The sequence below is a fragment of the Inquilinus limosus genome (assembly GCF_002195995.1).
GTDB classification, from domain to species: Bacteria; Pseudomonadota; Alphaproteobacteria; order DSM-16000; family Inquilinaceae; genus Inquilinus; species Inquilinus limosus_C.
The window spans coordinates 11,900-26,596 of the sequence record NZ_NHON01000046.1 but is presented as its reverse complement, the minus strand read 5'-3'; the positions used below and the strand labels follow the sequence as shown (position 1 = coordinate 26,596).

Sequence of the window (14,697 nt, the reverse complement as noted above, 5' to 3'; positions counted from 1 at the left end):
ATGGACGGAGCCGCCAGCGACAAGAAGAACATGTCGCAGCTGGACATCCTCAAGATCATGGAGATGATCCCGCACCGTTATCCGATGATCCTGGTGGATCGGGTGATCGACGTGGTGCCGGACGTCAGTTGCACCGGGATCAAGAACGTCACGATCAACGAGGGCTTCTTCCAGGGGCACTTCCCGCGCTACCCGGTGATGCCGGGCGTGATGATCGTCGAATCCATGGCCCAGACCGCGGCGGTGCTGGTGGTGGCGACGCTGGGCGAGGACGCCAACGGCAAGCTGGTCTACTTCATGACCGTCGACAACGCCCGGTTCCGCCGGCCGGTGACGCCGGGCGACAGCCTGCGCGTCCATGTCAAGAAGCTGCACCAGCGCCGCAACGTCTGGAAGTTCGCGGGCGAGGTGAAGGTCGACGGCACGCTGGTGGCGGAGGCCGAGTTCGCCGCCATGATCATGGACGATCTATGAGCGCTGCCGCCACCATCCATCCGATGGCCCTGGTCGACCCCGCGGCGAAGCTCGGGGCCGGCGTCACGATCGGCCCGTTCTGCACCGTCGGCCCGGAGGTCGAGCTGGGCGACGGGGTCGAGCTGATCTCGCATGTCGTCGTCGCTGGCCGCACCAGCATCGGCCCGAAGACGAAGGTGTTTCCCTTCGTCTCGCTCGGCCTGCCGCCGCAGGACCTGAAGTTCTCCGGCGAGAAATCGCAGCTGATCATCGGCGCCAACAACGTCATCCGCGAGCACGTGACCATGAATCCGGGCACGCGCGGCGACAAGATGAAGACCGTGGTCGGCGACAACTGCATGTTCATGGTGAACACGCATGTCGCCCATGACTGCATCCTCGGCAGTCACATCATCATGGCCAACAACGCCGTCCTGGCCGGCCATGTGACGATCGAGGACCATGTCATCATCGGCGGCAACAGCGCCATCCACCAGCATCTCCGCCTCGGCGCCCACAGCTTCGTCGGCGGCATGACGCCGGTGCGCAACGACATCATCCCCTTCGGCCTGGCGATCGGCGAGACCGCGACGCTGAACGGGCTGAACCTGGTCGGGCTGAAGCGCCGCGGCTTCACCAAGCCGCAGATCCAGTCGCTGCTGGCCGCCTACCGCACCCTGTTCGACGGCGAGGCGCAGTTCGCCGAGCGCATCGAGGAGACGCGCCAGAACTTCGGCGACAACGAGGTGGTGCAGCGCATCCTCGCCTTCATCGACGCCGATTCCGGCCGCAACGTGATGCAGCCTGCCCGCCGCCGGCATGCCGGATAAGCTCGGCATTCTGGCCGCCGCCGGCCCGTTGCCCGGGCGGCTGGTCGAGGCGTGCCGCCAGGCCGGGCGGGACTTCGTCGTCGTCGCCTTTCGCGGCATGACCGACCCGGCCCTGGTCGAGGGCGCGGCCGTGCCGCATTTCTGGACCCGGCTGGGCGCCGCCGGCCGCTGGATCGACGAGCTGAAGCGCCAGGGCGCCCACACGCTGTGCCCGGTCGGCAACATCCGCCGGCCGAGCCTGTTCGAGCTGATGCCCGACTTCAAGGCGGTGCGGATCCTGACCCGCATCGGCTTCTCCTCGCTCGGCGACGACGCGCTGCTGACCGCGCTGCGTCGGGTGCTGCAGGAGGAGGGGTTCCACCTCGTCGCCCTGCATGAGGTGATCGACGACTTCCTGGCCAAGCCCGGCCTGCTGACCCGGACCGCGCCGGACGAGCTGGCCCAGGCCGACATCGCCAAGGCGCGCGAGATCGCCCGCGAGATCGGCCGGCTCGACATCGGCCAGGGCTCGGTGGTGCAGCATGGCTATGTCCTGGCGGTCGAGGCGGCGGAGGGCACCGATGCGATGCTGCGCCGTTGCGGCCCGCTGGCCCGGCCCGGTCCGGGCGGCGTGCTGGTCAAGGCCAAGAAGCCGCAGCAGGACGTCCGGCTGGACCCGCCGACGATCGGCGTCACCACGGTCGAGTTGGCCGCCGCCGCCGGGCTGCGCGGCATCGTGGTCGAAGCCGGCGGGGCCATGATCATCGATTCCGAGGCGGTGCGGCAGGCGGCCGACCGGCACGGCCTGTTCGTGCTCTGCCTGGCGGAGGGCGAATGATGGTGTCGGAGGACACGACCGCGCCGCACATCTTCCTGGTGGCGACCGAACCCTCGGGCGACCTGATGGGCGCCAGCCTGATGGCGGCGCTGAAGCGGCGCTGCGGCGACGGGGTGCGCTTCAGCGGCGTCGGCGGCGCCCGCATGGCGGCGGAGGGGCTGCAGAGCCTGTTCCCGCTGGCCGATATCGCGGTGATGGGCGCGGTCGAGCTGCTGCCGCAGCTGCCGCGCCTGTTCGACCGGATCCGCCGCACCGCCGACGCGGCGCTGGCGGCGAAGCCGGACGCGATGGTGTCGATCGACGGGCTGGCCTTCAACGCCCGGGTCGCGGCCCGGCTGGCGGGCCGGACCTTCCCGATCGTGCATTTCGTCGCGCCCAAGGTCTGGGCCTGGCGGCCGGGCCGGGCGCGCAAGCTGGCCGGGCTGGTCGACCACCTGATGGTGCAGCTGCCCTTCGAGCCGCCCTGGTTCGAGCGGCACGGCCTGCCCACCACCTATGTCGGCCACCCGATCATCGAGACCGCGGCGGGGCAGGGCGACGGCGCCCGCTTCCGCCAGGCGCATGGCATCGCGCCGGACGCCAGGCTGCTGACCGTGTTGCCCGGCAGCCGGCGCGGCGAGATCCAGCGGCTGCTGCCGGTCTTCGCCGAGACGGTGCGGGCCCTGGCGGCCCGTCATCCCGGGCTGCGCCTGGCCGTGCCGACGGTGGAGACGGTGGCGGCGCCGGTGCGCGCGGCGGTGGCCTCCTGGCCGGGCGACCCGATCGTGATCGAGGGCGACGGCGAGAAATACGACGCCTTCGCCGCCAGCGACGCGGCGCTCGCCGCCTCCGGCACCGTAGCGCTGGAGCTGGGGCTGGCCCGGGTGCCGAGCATCATCGCCTATCGCGTCAATCCCCTCTCGGCCTTTGTCGTCCGGCGCATGCTGACGACCAAATACGCCAATCTGGTCAACATCATGCTGGACCGGCCGGCGGTGCCGGAGCTGCTGCAGGAGAACTGCACGCCGGAGAAGCTGACCGCAGCCGTGGACCAGCTGCTGACCGATCCGGCCGCCGTCGCCGCCCAGCGCGCGGCCTATGACGAGGTGGCGCGGATGATGCGGCTGCCGGACGGCGCCGTGCCCGGCGACCGGGCGGCGCAGGTGGTGCTCGACGTGATCCGGCAGGGGCGCCGCCGGGCCTGATCCCGGCTCAGCAATTGCCCTTCTTGGCCTGTCCGGGCGGGCAGAAATTATTGCCGTAGCCGCCGCGCGGATGGCCGTCCCCGGCATAGACGCAGCCGCTCAACAAGCCTGCCGCGACCAGCAGAAGGCAGATCAGTTTTGTCATGAGGCTCTCCGCGGCGGTGCCGGATGGCGGTGCACCGTCAAGGCCGGAGGCCGGGATTTGTTCCCGATCCGGGCCGCGGAACGCCGGACTTCAGGAAAACAGATAGGTCAGCAGCGCCGCGCCGGCCAGGACCGCGACGATGGCGGCGGCAGCGCGGAGCTTGGCGCGCAGCGGCGCCCGGTTCGTGTTCGCGGCCCGGGGCACCGCCCGCGGTATGGTCGAAATGCCGACCGGCCGGCCCGGGCGCCCCGTGGCGCGCGGGCCGGTTCGGTCGATCCGGGTGTTGCCCGGTTTAGCCACGCTCGCTCAGCGGCACGAAGTCGCGCGGCGTGTGCCCGGTGAAGAGCTGGCGCGGACGCCCGATCTTCTGGTGCGGGTCGCCGATCATCTCGGTCCACTGGGCGATCCAGCCGACGGTGCGGGCCACGGCGAACAGCACGGTGAACATGCTGGTCGGGAAGCCCATCGCCTTCAGGATGATGCCCGAATAGAAATCCACATTCGGGTACAGCTTGCGCTCGACGAAATACTCGTCCTCGAGCGCGATCTTCTCCAGCGCCATGGCGAGGTCGAGCAGCGGATCCTTGATCCCGAGCTCCTCCAGCACCTCATAGCAGGTGGCGCGCATCACCTTGGCGCGCGGGTCGTAGTTCTTGTAGACGCGGTGGCCGAAGCCCATCAGGCGGAACGGATCGTCCTTGTCCTTGGCGCGCTTGACGAACTCGCCGACGCGGTCCTTGGAGCCGATCTCGCCCAGCATTTTCAGCACCGCCTCGTTGGCGCCGCCATGAGCCGGGCCCCACAGCGAGGCGATGCCGGCGGCGATACAGGCGAAGGGGTTGGCGCCGCTGGAGCCGGCGAGGCGCACGGTCGAGGTCGACGCGTTCTGCTCGTGATCGGCATGCAGGATCAGGATGCGGTCCATGGCGCGGGACAGCACCGGGTTCACCTTGTACTGCTCCGCCGGCACGGCGAAGGTCATGTACAGGAAGTTCTCCGCGAAGCTGAGGTCGTTCCGCGGATACATGAAGGGCTGGCCGATCGAGTACTTGTAGGCCATGGCCGCCAGGGTCGGCAGCTTGGCGATCAGCCGGTGCGACGCGACCTCGCGCTGGCGCGGGTCATGGATGTCGGTGGAGTCGTGGTAGAAGGCCGACAGCGCGCCGGTGACGCCGCACAGCACCGCCATCGGGTGGGCGTCGCGGCGGAAGCCGCGGTAGAAGTGGTGGATCTGCTCATGCACCATCGTATGGCGGGTGATGGTGTGCTCGAACTCCGCCTCCTGGGCCGCGTTCGGCAGCTCGCCATGGAGCAGCAGGTAGCAGACCTCGAGGAAGTTGCTCTTCTCCGCCAGGTCGTCGATGGCGTAGCCGCGGTGCAGCAGGACGCCTTCGTCACCGTCGATATAGGTGATCTCGCTGTCGCAGGAGCCGGTCGAGGTGAAACCGGGGTCGTAGGTGAACATCCCCGTCTCCGCATACAGCTTGCGGATATCGATGACGCTCGGGCCCATGGTCCCGTCGATCACGGGCAACTCCACCGACTTGCCGGTCGAGTTGTCGGTCAGCGTGACGGTCTTCTGCGCCACGGGGGTCTTCGTATCGGGCATGACGATGTCCTTGAGCGGGGGCTTCGTACTGGAAACGCAGGTCGTCCGCTCCGTCGGCCGCGAGGATAGTCGCGCGGCGGAGCAAGATCAACGCGACTTGGGCCCTTCCAACGACAGTTTTCGATCGCCTGTTTTTTAGGCTTTTTCTGAATTACGAAACTGGATCAATGGCTTGTCGGCACCCCTTAAGAGGCGCCGGCAGCTTCGCGGATCCGGCGCAGCGCCTCGTCCCGGCCGAGGATCGCGGCCACCTCGAAGATACCTGGTGACACGTTCGATCCGGTCAATGCTGCGCGCAGCGGTTGCGCCACCTTGCCCAGCTTCAACCCCTCGGATTCGGCGATGCGGTTGACCTCCGCCTCCAGCGCCGCCTCGGTCCAGTCGTTCAGGCCGGACAGGGCTGCCAGCAGCCGGCCGAGCAGGGCGCGGGCGTCGCCGGTCAGGATCTTCAGCGCCGCCTCGTTCATCGGCAGCGGGCCGGAGCGGAGGTAGAACAGGGCGCTGTCGGCCAGCTCGACCAGCGTCTTGGCGCGCTGCTTCAACCCGGTCATCGCCAGCAGCAGGATGGCGCGGTCGGCATCGTCCAGCGACCTCTCCAGCGCGGTCTCCAGATTCGGCGTGATCCGCTCCAGGAGCTCGGCATCCGCCGTCTCGCGCATGTAGATGCCGTTCAGGTTCTCCAGCTTGGCGAAGTCGAGCCGCGAGGGCGACCGGCCGACACCGTCGAGGTCGAACCACTCGATCGCCTTCTCGGTCGGGATCACCTCCTCGTCGCCATGGCCCCAGCCGAGCCGCAGCAGGTAGTTGCGCAGCGCCGCCGGCAGGTAGCCCATGTCGCGATAGGCCTCGATGCCCAGCGCCCCGTGCCGCTTCGACAGCTTGGCGCCGTCCGGCCCGTGGATCAGCGGGATATGGGCGAAGTCCGGCGGGGTCGCGCCGATCGCGTTGTACAGCTGCACCTGGCGGAAGGTGTTGGTCAGGTGGTCGTCGCCGCGGATGATCTGGGTGATGCCCATGTCGATATCGTCGACCACCACCGACAGCATGTAGACCGGCGTGCCGTCGGCGCGCAGCAGCACCATGTCGTCCAACTGGTCGTTCTGCACCGTGACAGTGCCCTGGACCTTGTCCTGGACCGTGGTCTCGCCGTCCCGCGGCGCGCGCAGCCGGATCACCGGGTCGAGGCCTTTCGGCGCCTCGGCCGGGTCGCGGTCGCGCCAATAGCTGGTATAGTACGCCCAGGGCTTGCCCTCCGCCTTGGCCTTCTCGCGCAGGGCCTCCAACTCGGCCGGCTGCAGCCAGCAATGATAGGCCTTGCCCTCGGCCAGCAGCCTGCGCGCCACCTCGGCATGCCGCTCGCGCCGCTCGAACTGCGACACGATCTCCTCGTCCCAATCCAGCCCGAACCAGGCCAGCCCGTCGATGATCTTCCGCACCGCGTCCTCGCTGGAGCGGGCGCGGTCGGTGTCCTCGATGCGCAGGCGGAACACGCCGCCGTGGTGGCGGGCATAGAGCCAGTTGTACAGCGCCGTCCGGGCCCCGCCGATATGCAGGTAGCCGGTCGGGGAGGGGGCGAAGCGGGTCACGACCGTCATGGGCCAAATTCCACAGGGGCTGCTACGATGAATGCGAGAGGTCCATAGCATAGGCCTTCGGGCGATGGCTAATGCGGGGGCATCGGTCGGGGTTCCGAAATCCGTGCGGGCGTCGCTGCGGCGCGCCGGCACGGCCGGGTGGGCTGTTGCCTGGCCGGGCTGGGGCGAGGCGGCCGAGGCCGTGTCCGGCGGCATCCGGCGCCGGCTGGTGCTGCTGGTGCCCTGCTGCCTCGGCGTCGGGATCGGCGTCTATTTCGGGCTGCCGTCGGAGCCGCCTTTGGCTGCCGGGCTGATCGCGGCGGGGCTGGCCGGGCTGCTGGTGACGCTGCTGCACCGGCGGCCCCGGGTCGTCAGCTTCGCCGTGCTCCTGCTGGCCGTGGCGCTGGGTTTCCTGGCGACCGAGCTGCGCACCCGCATGGTGGCGTCCCCGCTGCTGGACCGGGAGCGGTGGGGCACCGTGACCGGAACGGTCGAGACGGTCGACCTGCTGCCGGACGGCATGCGCGTGATCCTGGGCGATCTGACGATGGAAGGGCTGGCGCCGGAGGCGACGCCCGCCGCGGTCCGGCTGCGCCTGATCCGGTCGGACGCGGTGCCCTCCGCCGGTGACCGGATCCGTGTCCGGGCGGCGCTGGCGCCAGTGGCCGGCCCGGCCTATCCCGGCGGTTTCGACTTCCGGCGGCAGCTGTTCTTTCAGGGCATCGGCGGCACCGGCTTCGCCATGGGCAAGGCCGAGCGGCTGGAGACTGTGGATTCCGCCCCGTCCAGCCTGGCCCGGCTGCAGGACGCGATCGCCGCCCGGGTGCGGGCGCAGGTCTCCGGCGACGCCGCGGCCATCGCCGTCGCCTTCCTGACCGGCGAGCGGGCCGGGATCAGCGATTCGGCGAACCAGGCGATGCGCGATTCCGGCCTGTCGCATCTGCTGTCGATCTCCGGCATCCATATCAGCCTGGTGGCGATCCTGCTGCTCGGCACGGTGCGGTTCGGCCTGGCGCTGATCGAGCCTGTGGCGCTGCGCCGGCCGATCAAGAAATGGGCGGCCGGCATCGCGCTGCTCGGCATCGTCGTCTACACCATCCTGGTCGGCGCCTCGGTGCCGACGGTGCGATCGACCGTCATGACCGGCGTGGTGCTGCTGGCGGTGATGGCCGACCGGGTGGCGATCTCGATGCGCCTCGTCGCCCTGGCCGCCGCCGGCATCCTGCTGGTGGCGCCGGAGGCGCTGCCGGGGCCGAGCTTCCAGATGTCCTTCGGCGCGGTGATCGCGCTGATCGCGGCCTATGAGGCGCTGCGGCCGCATCTGTCGCGCTGGCATGCCGGCGGCGGGCCGCTGCGCCGCGTGCTGCTGTATCTCGGCGGTATCGTGCTGACCACGGTGGTGGCCACCGCCGCGACCACGCCCTTCGCCGTCTACCATTTCCAGCGTTTCGCCCCGCTGGCGGTGGCCGCCAATCTGATGGCGATCCCGCTGACCTCGATCCTGATCATGCCGGCGGTGCTGCTGGCCTATCCGGCCATGCTGCTCGGCCTCGACGGCTGGGTGCTGCCGCTCTTGGGCTGGGGCAATGAGGCGATGCTGTGGGTCGCCTACACGGTGTCGTCCTGGCCGATGGCCGCCTTCACCGTGCCGGCGATGCCCGCCTGGGGGTTGATCGCCGGGTCGATCGGCGGGCTCTGGCTGTGCCTGGCCTCCGGCCGCATCCGCCTGCTCGGGCTGCTGGCCCTGCCGGTGCTAGTCCTGGCGTCGCTGACGACGTCGCCGCGGCAGATCCTGGTCGACGCCGCGGGCCAGGCGGTGGCGGTGCGCACGCCGGATGGCAGCCTGGCCTTCTCTCCCGGCAGCCGGCGCTTCACCCGCGAGATCTGGCTGCGGGCCGAGGCCACGGCGTCGGAGGGGGCGCCCTGGCCGCAGCAGGGCATGGCCGCCGGCGGCCTGCTGGGCTGCGACCCGCGCGGCTGCCTGTACCGCTTCGGCGGCACCACAGTCGCCTTCACCCGCAGCGGCGAGGGCTTCGACGACGACTGTGCCGGGGCCGACATGGTGATCACCGGACTGGTGGCGCCGCGCTGGTGCCGGCCACGCCTCGGCGTGTGGGACCGCTTCGACCTGCGCCGCGCCGGCGGCATCGCCGTCGATCTGTCGGGGCCGGAACCGACGGTGGATACGGTGGCCGAGGCGGTCGGCGACCGCCCCTGGGCCCTGGTCCCGTTCCGGGCGGCTGCGCCGAACTGACGATCAGCGCGCCGTCATCATCCTGCGGCCCTCGGCGTTGCCGGCCTTGGCGGCGTCCAGCACCTCCGGATAGGGGTAGTTCAGCCCCAGCAGCTGGCGCAGCTCCGGGCTGGCCTGCTCGACGAAGGCGCGGGGCAGGGCGGCCGGCATGTCCTCCATCGGCTTCACGAATTTCGGCAGGTACTGGATCAGGATCGCCGACCGCTCCTGCCGCGACCGGTTCGGCATGGCGCAGTGCCAGACCGCGCCGAAGAACACCACCGTGTCGCCCGGCTCGCCCAGCATGCGACTGCAGCGCTCGTGGAAACGGTCGCTCTCCGCCGGGTAGCGCAGCGCCTTCTGCGTGCCGGGGACATAGGCGGTGGCACCGGTCTCCTCGGTGAAGGGATCCAGGAGGATCGTCGCCTGGGCGTTCAGCGGGAAGGCGCCGTTGATCCGCACCGGGTGCGACTCCGGCTTGTGCATGTCCCAGTAGGGATAGTCGATATGCGGCTCCTGGCCCGGCCCGCCGGGCAGGATGCGGTTGGCGGCGATCGACCCCATGATGAACTCGGTGCCCAGGAAGGCCCGCATCACCGCCATCAGCGCCGGATGCGCCGCCATGCGCGAGAACACCTCGCCCTTGGCCAGCAGGTTCCACACCCGCCGCTGCAGGGCGATCCTGCCTTCCTGCTCGGCCGCACCCTGGAAATGCGTGACCTTCGGGGCCGCATCCTCGGATTCGCGCATCACCACGGCCCGCGCCTCGGCGATCTCGCCCGGGGTGAACAGGCCGCGCAGCAGCACCGCGCCGGGGCCGTCCAGCAGCTCCGCGACGATCGCCTCCGGATCCAGCGTCTCCTGGGTAAAGATCTTCATGCTGTTCCTCCCTTGCCGGGACCGCAGCGTATCTGATTTGCAAGCGCTTGCAAATCAGATGAAGGCCGGTAGAGTCGGTAAGAACGGACAGGGAGGATCGCGATGACCGGGACGCTGCGGATCGGGCTGATCGGTGCCGGCTACATGGGCAAGGCGCACAGCATCGGCGTGCAGCTGGTACGCACGGCATTCCAGCCGCCGCTGGCTCCGGTCTGCGAGATGATCTGCAGCACGACGGAGGAGGGCGCGGCCGCCCATGCCCGTGCCTGGGGCTGGAACCGGTCGACCGCGGATTGGCGGGCGCTGGTGGCCGACCCGGCGGTTGACGCCGTGATCATCGCCACCCCGCCGCGCACCCATCTGGCGATGGCGACCGAGGCACTGGGCCTGGGCAAGCCGGTGTTCTGCGAGAAGCCGCTGGGCTGCGACCCGGCCGAATCCAAATCCTTGGTCGATGCGGCCGAGGCGGCGGGCGTCGCCACCATGGTCGGCTTCAACTACATCCGCACCCCGGCCAGCCAGCTGGCGAAGCAGATCATCGATTCCGGGGAGATCGGCGACGTCATCCAGGTCACCGCCGAGCATGTCGAGGACTACCTGCACGACCCGCTGGCGCCGGCCTCCTGGCGCACCCGCATCGCCACGGGCACCGAGGCCGGGGCGCTGGGTGACGTCGCCCCGCATATCGTCAATGCCTGCCTGCGGTTGGTCGGGCCGATCGAGGAGCTGGTCGCCGACCTCAACACCGTCGTGACGACGCGCCCCGGGCTGCGGGGTGCGGAGCGGGTGGAGAATGACGACCAGGGGCAGATGCTGCTGCGCTTCGCCAATGGCGCGGCCGGATCGCTCAGCTTCAGCCGCGTCGCCGCCGGGCGGAAGATGGGCTACACCTACCGCATCACCGGCACCAAAGGCGCCCTGGCCTTCGACCAGGAGAACCAGAACGAGCTGTGGCTGTACGACGCCGCGCGGCCGGCGGCGCGCCAGGGCTTCCAGCGGTTGCTGACCGGGCCGGCCCATCCCGACTACCTGGCCTTCAACCAGGGCGTCGGCCACGGCACCGGCTACAATGAGCAGATCGCGATCGAGGCGCGGGACTTCGTCGAGGCGGTGGCGACCGGCCGGCCGATCTGGCCGACCTTCCGCGACGGCTGGGAGGTCGACCGCGTCACCGCCGCCGCCCTGCGTTCCGCCCGCGACCGCGCCTGGGTGCGGATTGCGGAGATCTGAGCCTCAGCCGCGCAGGCGCGACCGCGTGGTCGGCGACAGGAATGCCACCTCCGGCGGCTCGGCCAGATGCGGCCGCAACGCCTCGGCGAAGCCGGGGGCAAGGGCGGCCGCGTGGCTCTCATAGGCCGCCCGATCCGGAACACGCGAGAACCAGACGAAGACCCGCGCATCCTCCCGCACCGGCAGGGCCGGGAAGCCGTTCCCGCCATGCTCGGACACGAAGCTGGCGAGGACCGGGGCGCCGGCATCGCCCAGCATCGGCGCCAGCACGGTCTCGAACACCTCCGGGAACCCGGCCTCGCTTGCCGGCTGTAGGTGCCAGGTGGTGGCGACGATGATCCCGCCCGGCGCCGCGCCGCTGCCCGGGGCAGGGCGGTCGCGGCCGAGCCGGAAGCCCGCTTCCGGATGCGCCGGCCGCAGCAGCAGGACATCGTCCGAATCGATCATGGTGGCGTTGGCGGCGCCGCGATGCGCCTGCCACACGGGCCCGCCATAGAAGGCCCGCAGCGAGACCGTCCGCGCCGCCAGGTCCGGGAAGCCGCGCAGCCAGACGAACTGGTCGGGCGCGTCCAGGTCGCGGAACTGGCCGATGACATCCATCCCGACCGCCTCCTGCGTCTCGACGAACTCCCGGTCGAACAGCTCGATCAGTACATCGCGCTGCCCCGGATGCAGCGTGTAGCGCCGCAGCTCCACGATCGGGCTGAAGACCTCGTCTGCCATGGTTGCCTCCTGTTTGAAACAGACCGGTTGTCCTGTTTTAAAACAGACTGATTGTCCGGTTGAGTCAACATGCTACTGTCCGGGCATGAGCGAGACGGCGAGCGACAGCAGGCGGAAGCGCAGCTATGACCCCGAGGGCACGCGCCGGCGCGTGCTCGATGTCACGGCGGCGGCGTTCCAGTCGCGCGGCTATCAGGCCACGGGAATGCATGAGCTGATGCGCGAGGCCGGGGTGACGGGCGGGGCGCTGTACCACCATTTCCCGACCAAGAAGGCGCTGGGCCTCGCCGTGATCCGCGACCGGGTGGCGGCGGAGGTGGCGGAGACCTGGATCGAGCCCGTCCGCAGCGCGCCGGACGCGCTGGACGGCATCGCCGGGGTGTTCGACCGGATCGCCGCGGGGTTGCGGCGGCGTGGCGCCGTCTCCGGCTGCCCGCTGAACAACCTGGTGCTGGAGCTGGCCCTCGCCGATCCGGACTTCCGTGAGGCGATGGATCAGGTGTTCGGCGTCTGGCGGTCGGCGATCGCCGCGAGGCTGCGCGCCGACCAGGCGGTCGGCCGGCTGGCGGAAGCGGATGCCGACGAGCTGGCCGCCTTCATTGTCGCCGCCTATTCCGGGGCGATGGCCCAGGCCAAGGCGCAGCAGGATGCGGCCCCGCTGGAAGCCTGCGCCCGGCAGTTGACGCGCTGCCTGGAGGGGCTGCGGACCGGCGTCTAAAGGCTGTCCCGCTCCACCAAAGCGATGTCGAACAGCCGGTCCTCGATCGTGTGGCCGGCATCGGCCAGGCGGGCGGCGATCTCGCCGATGGCGTGGCGCACCATCTCTGCCATCGGCTGGCGGATCGTGGTCAGGCGATAGCCGGGCCAGGCGGCCAGCGGCATGTCGTCGAAGCCGACGATGCCGATGTTCCGCGGCACGGCCAAGCCGCGCTCGCGGCAGGCATCGACGGCGCCGAGCGCCAGGATGTCGTCGCCGCAGAACACCGCCTGGGGCCGGTGCCGGTCCAGCAGGGCGTGCAGGCCGCGGCGGCCATGTTCATGCGAATAGTCGCCGGCGAACTCGACGGCCAGGGGCTGCAGCCCCGCCGCCGCCAAGCCCTGGGCGAAGCCGGCGGCGCGGTCGATCGAGGACGAATCGGTCGCCGCCCCGCCCAGGAAAGCCAGCCGTGTCAGGCCGCGCGCCAGCATCACCTCCGCGGCCAGGCGCCCGCCGGCGACATTGTCCACCGTCACCGCCGGCACCGCAGCCTGGGGACCGGGCCGGCCGAACACATGCACCACCGGCAGCCCGGCATCGGCGCAGGACTCGGCGAAGCCTTCGGGCGGGGCGGAGGTGGCGATCAGCACCGCATCGACGCTGTATTGCAGCATCATGTCGAGGGCGGAGTCGGCGCCGCCATCCTCCGACAGGTTGGCGATCAGCGGCCGCAGCCCGCGGCGCTGCAGTTCGCGCGTGAACAGGTCGAACACATCCATGAAGGCCGGGTTGGCGAAATGGGTCGAGACCAGCCCGACCAGCTCGGTCCGGCCGGTCATCAGTCCGCGCGCCAGCCGGTTCGGGCGATAGCCCAGCGCCTCGGCCGCGGCCAGCACGCGGGCGCGCATCCGCGGCGAGACGCTGGCGTCCTTGGTGAAGGTGCGGGAGACGGCGGAGATCGAGACTCCGGCCGCCTCGGCGACCTGCTGCGCCGTGGCCCGCTCCGCGCCCGCCGGCCGGTGGCCCGACCGGCTGCTCAAGGCGTCTTGGTTGGCTGAGCGCGGGCCAGGCGCAACAGCGTGCCGTTGTGGTCCTCGGTGATCAGGACGCTGCCATCCGCCATCTCGGCCAGGCCGAGCGGCGCGCCTTGCGGCCGGATGCCCTTGGCGGCGTCCCAGCCGGAGACGAGGGGCTGCGGCTGGCCCTGCGGGGCGCCCCGATCGTCGATCGCCAGAGCCATGACCCGGTGCCCGGTGTCGCGATAGCCGTGCCAGGTCATCAGCACCCGGCCATCCAGGCCCGGCAGCGCCGTCCCGCGATAGACCAGCATGCCCAGCGGCGCGGCATGAGCCGGCAGCAGCAGGGCCGGCACCTCGACCTTGCCGCAGTCGAAATGCGGATATTCAGGGCTGGGCTTGCGGTCGTCATAGCAATATGGCCAGCCGTAATCGGCGCCGTCCTTCAGCACGGTGTAGAAGTCGTGCGGCAGCGCTTCGTCCGACAACTGGGGGTCGGCCTGGTCGATGGCGTCGCGCGCATTCACCGCGGCCAGCGGCGTGCCGTTCGCCAGCACCGCCAGCCCCATGCTGTTGCGCAGCCCGCGGGCGAAGGGGGAAAGGGCGCGGGCATCGGCCGGCAGCGCGCCGGCCATGATACGCAGGACACTGCCGCGCGGCGGAGTTCCTTCCGTCTCCGGGCAGGGCTTGGCGGGATCCGGCGCCGAATCGTCGGCCCGCTCGCAATGGTCGGTGGCGGTGCCGACATTGACGTAGAGGGTGCCGTCCGGCGCCAGGGCCAGGGCGGCGAGCGGGTGGCGCCCGTCATTCGGCAGGTTGGTCACCACGTCGCGCAGCGCGCCGGCCGGCGGATCCGCCTTCGGATCGACCGACACGATCCGGCCGGCCAGGCCCAGCAGCAGCGTGCCGTCCGGCGCCGCCACCAGGCCGTTCGGCCGGTCCAGCTTGGTCAGCAGCACCTGCGGTGCTCCGTGGCCGCGGTCAGGGATGCGCAGCAGCCGGCCGCGCCCCTTCTCCCAGCTGCCCATGTCGGCGACGTAAATGTCGTCCCCGATCACCGCCACGCCGCGCGCGAAGCGGAGCCCGGCGGCGACGAGGCCGACGCAGAGCCCGTCCGGGGTGCGGAGCGAGACCTTCGGGAAGCCGTCGCAATCGCCGGAGGTGCGGTAGCTGCCGGCCGCCTGGGCCGGGGCGCCGGCGAAAAGCCCGATGCAGGGCAGGGCGAGAGCCAGCAGGCGAAGCAGCGATCGACGCAGAGTCATGCACGGTCGTCCGGTGGGTTGCGGGACGCCGTACAGAGGACCGGA

Annotated in this window: 15 protein-coding genes; 7 read left to right on the top strand and 8 right to left on the bottom strand. The window is 70.6% G+C overall.

Annotated elements, in window-relative coordinates; genetic code table 11:
* From fabZ to lpxB, 4 genes are read left to right on the top strand one after another with little or no spacing between them, the layout of a single operon-like run.
* Nucleotides 1–474: a 3-hydroxyacyl-ACP dehydratase FabZ gene (fabZ, locus tag BWR60_RS22080; protein ID WP_088153188.1), complete on the top strand. Its 474-nt coding sequence runs from the start codon at nucleotides 1–3 to the stop codon at nucleotides 472–474.
* A complete protein-coding gene (gene lpxA, locus BWR60_RS22075; RefSeq protein WP_088153187.1) occupies nucleotides 471–1,283 on the top strand; it encodes an acyl-ACP--UDP-N-acetylglucosamine O-acyltransferase in 813 nt (270 codons plus the stop codon). The genes fabZ and lpxA overlap by 4 nt, the downstream gene beginning before the upstream one ends.
* A complete protein-coding gene (locus BWR60_RS22070; RefSeq protein WP_088153186.1) occupies nucleotides 1,273–2,100 on the top strand; it encodes an LpxI family protein in 828 nt (275 codons plus the stop codon). The genes lpxA and BWR60_RS22070 overlap by 11 nt, the downstream gene beginning before the upstream one ends.
* Complete coding sequence (gene lpxB / locus BWR60_RS22065; RefSeq protein WP_088153185.1) at nucleotides 2,097–3,284, top strand: lipid-A-disaccharide synthase; 1,188 nt, start codon at nucleotides 2,097–2,099, stop codon at nucleotides 3,282–3,284. The genes BWR60_RS22070 and lpxB overlap by 4 nt, the downstream gene beginning before the upstream one ends.
* A 7-nt stretch (nucleotides 3,285–3,291) precedes the next feature.
* Here the strand turns inward: lpxB and BWR60_RS37195 are convergent, their stop codons facing one another.
* The 4 genes from BWR60_RS37195 to gltX form a co-directional block, all read right to left on the bottom strand.
* Nucleotides 3,292–3,429, bottom strand: a complete 138-nt coding sequence (locus BWR60_RS37195) for a hypothetical protein (RefSeq protein WP_088153184.1) — start codon at nucleotides 3,427–3,429, stop codon at nucleotides 3,292–3,294.
* 90 nt (nucleotides 3,430–3,519) lie between these two features.
* Nucleotides 3,520–3,729, bottom strand: a complete 210-nt coding sequence (locus BWR60_RS36460; protein WP_144445701.1) for a hypothetical protein — start codon at nucleotides 3,727–3,729, stop codon at nucleotides 3,520–3,522.
* Nucleotides 3,722–5,038 carry a citrate synthase gene (locus BWR60_RS22055; RefSeq protein WP_034846362.1) on the bottom strand — a complete coding sequence of 439 codons (1,317 nt, stop codon included), beginning with the start codon at nucleotides 5,036–5,038 and terminating at the stop codon, nucleotides 3,722–3,724. Before BWR60_RS22055 ends, BWR60_RS36460 begins: the two co-directional genes overlap by 8 nt.
* Before the next feature lie 185 nt (nucleotides 5,039–5,223).
* Nucleotides 5,224–6,633 (bottom strand): glutamate--tRNA ligase, encoded by a 1,410-nt coding sequence (gene gltX, locus BWR60_RS22050; RefSeq protein ID WP_088153183.1) that lies wholly within the window; start codon nucleotides 6,631–6,633, stop codon nucleotides 5,224–5,226.
* Between the two features lie 103 nt (nucleotides 6,634–6,736).
* Here gltX and BWR60_RS22045 point away from each other — a divergent pair, with 103 nt between their 5' ends.
* Nucleotides 6,737–8,866: a ComEC/Rec2 family competence protein gene (locus tag BWR60_RS22045; protein ID WP_179221893.1), complete on the top strand. Its 2,130-nt coding sequence runs from the start codon at nucleotides 6,737–6,739 to the stop codon at nucleotides 8,864–8,866.
* A gap of 3 nt (nucleotides 8,867–8,869) precedes the next feature.
* On the opposite strand, the gene BWR60_RS22040 is transcribed toward BWR60_RS22045, so the two are convergent.
* Nucleotides 8,870–9,724: a phytanoyl-CoA dioxygenase family protein gene (locus tag BWR60_RS22040; protein WP_088153181.1), complete on the bottom strand. Its 855-nt coding sequence runs from the start codon at nucleotides 9,722–9,724 to the stop codon at nucleotides 8,870–8,872.
* 102 nt (nucleotides 9,725–9,826) lie between these two features.
* Between BWR60_RS22040 and BWR60_RS22035 the strand changes: the two genes are divergently transcribed.
* On the top strand, nucleotides 9,827–10,954 hold the full coding sequence (locus tag BWR60_RS22035; protein ID WP_088153179.1) for a Gfo/Idh/MocA family protein: 1,128 nt from the start codon (nucleotides 9,827–9,829) through the stop codon (nucleotides 10,952–10,954).
* A 3-nt stretch (nucleotides 10,955–10,957) separates the two neighbouring features.
* Here the strand turns inward: BWR60_RS22035 and BWR60_RS22030 are convergent, their stop codons facing one another.
* Nucleotides 10,958–11,677: an NIPSNAP family protein gene (locus BWR60_RS22030; RefSeq protein ID WP_088153177.1), complete on the bottom strand. Its 720-nt coding sequence runs from the start codon at nucleotides 11,675–11,677 to the stop codon at nucleotides 10,958–10,960.
* 85 nt (nucleotides 11,678–11,762) lie between these two features.
* Here BWR60_RS22030 and BWR60_RS22025 point away from each other — a divergent pair, with 85 nt between their 5' ends.
* Nucleotides 11,763–12,395, top strand: a complete 633-nt coding sequence (locus tag BWR60_RS22025) for a TetR/AcrR family transcriptional regulator (protein ID WP_088153176.1) — start codon at nucleotides 11,763–11,765, stop codon at nucleotides 12,393–12,395.
* Here the strand turns inward: BWR60_RS22025 and BWR60_RS22020 are convergent.
* Both BWR60_RS22020 and BWR60_RS22015 read right to left on the bottom strand, forming a co-directional pair.
* Complete coding sequence (locus BWR60_RS22020; RefSeq protein ID WP_218823615.1) at nucleotides 12,392–13,414, bottom strand: LacI family DNA-binding transcriptional regulator; 1,023 nt, start codon at nucleotides 13,412–13,414, stop codon at nucleotides 12,392–12,394. The two genes, BWR60_RS22025 and BWR60_RS22020, sit on opposite strands and share 4 nt — an antisense overlap.
* Nucleotides 13,411–14,652: a PQQ-dependent sugar dehydrogenase gene (locus BWR60_RS22015; protein ID WP_088153175.1), complete on the bottom strand. Its 1,242-nt coding sequence runs from the start codon at nucleotides 14,650–14,652 to the stop codon at nucleotides 13,411–13,413. The genes BWR60_RS22020 and BWR60_RS22015 overlap by 4 nt, the downstream gene beginning before the upstream one ends.
* Between the last annotated feature and the right edge of the window lie 45 nt (nucleotides 14,653–14,697).

Bases quoted from the DNA above. Each gene is read 5' to 3' on its own strand.
- BWR60_RS22040 (WP_088153181.1), bottom strand. From the start codon at position 9,724: ATGAAGATCTTTACCCAGGAGACGCTGGATCCGGAGGCGATCGTCGCG.
- lpxA (WP_088153187.1), top strand. From the start codon at position 471: ATGAGCGCTGCCGCCACCATCCATCCGATGGCCCTGGTCGACCCCGCG.
- gltX (WP_088153183.1), bottom strand. From the start codon at position 6,633: ATGACGGTCGTGACCCGCTTCGCCCCCTCCCCGACCGGCTACCTGCAT.
- fabZ (WP_088153188.1), top strand. From the start codon at position 1: ATGGACGGAGCCGCCAGCGACAAGAAGAACATGTCGCAGCTGGACATC.
- lpxB (WP_088153185.1), top strand. From the start codon at position 2,097: ATGATGGTGTCGGAGGACACGACCGCGCCGCACATCTTCCTGGTGGCG.
- BWR60_RS22055 (WP_034846362.1), bottom strand. From the start codon at position 5,038: ATGCCCGATACGAAGACCCCCGTGGCGCAGAAGACCGTCACGCTGACC.
- BWR60_RS37195 (WP_088153184.1), bottom strand. From the start codon at position 3,429: ATGACAAAACTGATCTGCCTTCTGCTGGTCGCGGCAGGCTTGTTGAGC.
- BWR60_RS22025 (WP_088153176.1), top strand. From the start codon at position 11,763: ATGAGCGAGACGGCGAGCGACAGCAGGCGGAAGCGCAGCTATGACCCC.
- BWR60_RS22070 (WP_088153186.1), top strand. From the start codon at position 1,273: ATGCCGGATAAGCTCGGCATTCTGGCCGCCGCCGGCCCGTTGCCCGGG.
- BWR60_RS22030 (WP_088153177.1), bottom strand. From the start codon at position 11,677: ATGGCAGACGAGGTCTTCAGCCCGATCGTGGAGCTGCGGCGCTACACG.
- BWR60_RS22035 (WP_088153179.1), top strand. From the start codon at position 9,827: ATGACCGGGACGCTGCGGATCGGGCTGATCGGTGCCGGCTACATGGGC.
- BWR60_RS22015 (WP_088153175.1), bottom strand. From the start codon at position 14,652: ATGACTCTGCGTCGATCGCTGCTTCGCCTGCTGGCTCTCGCCCTGCCC.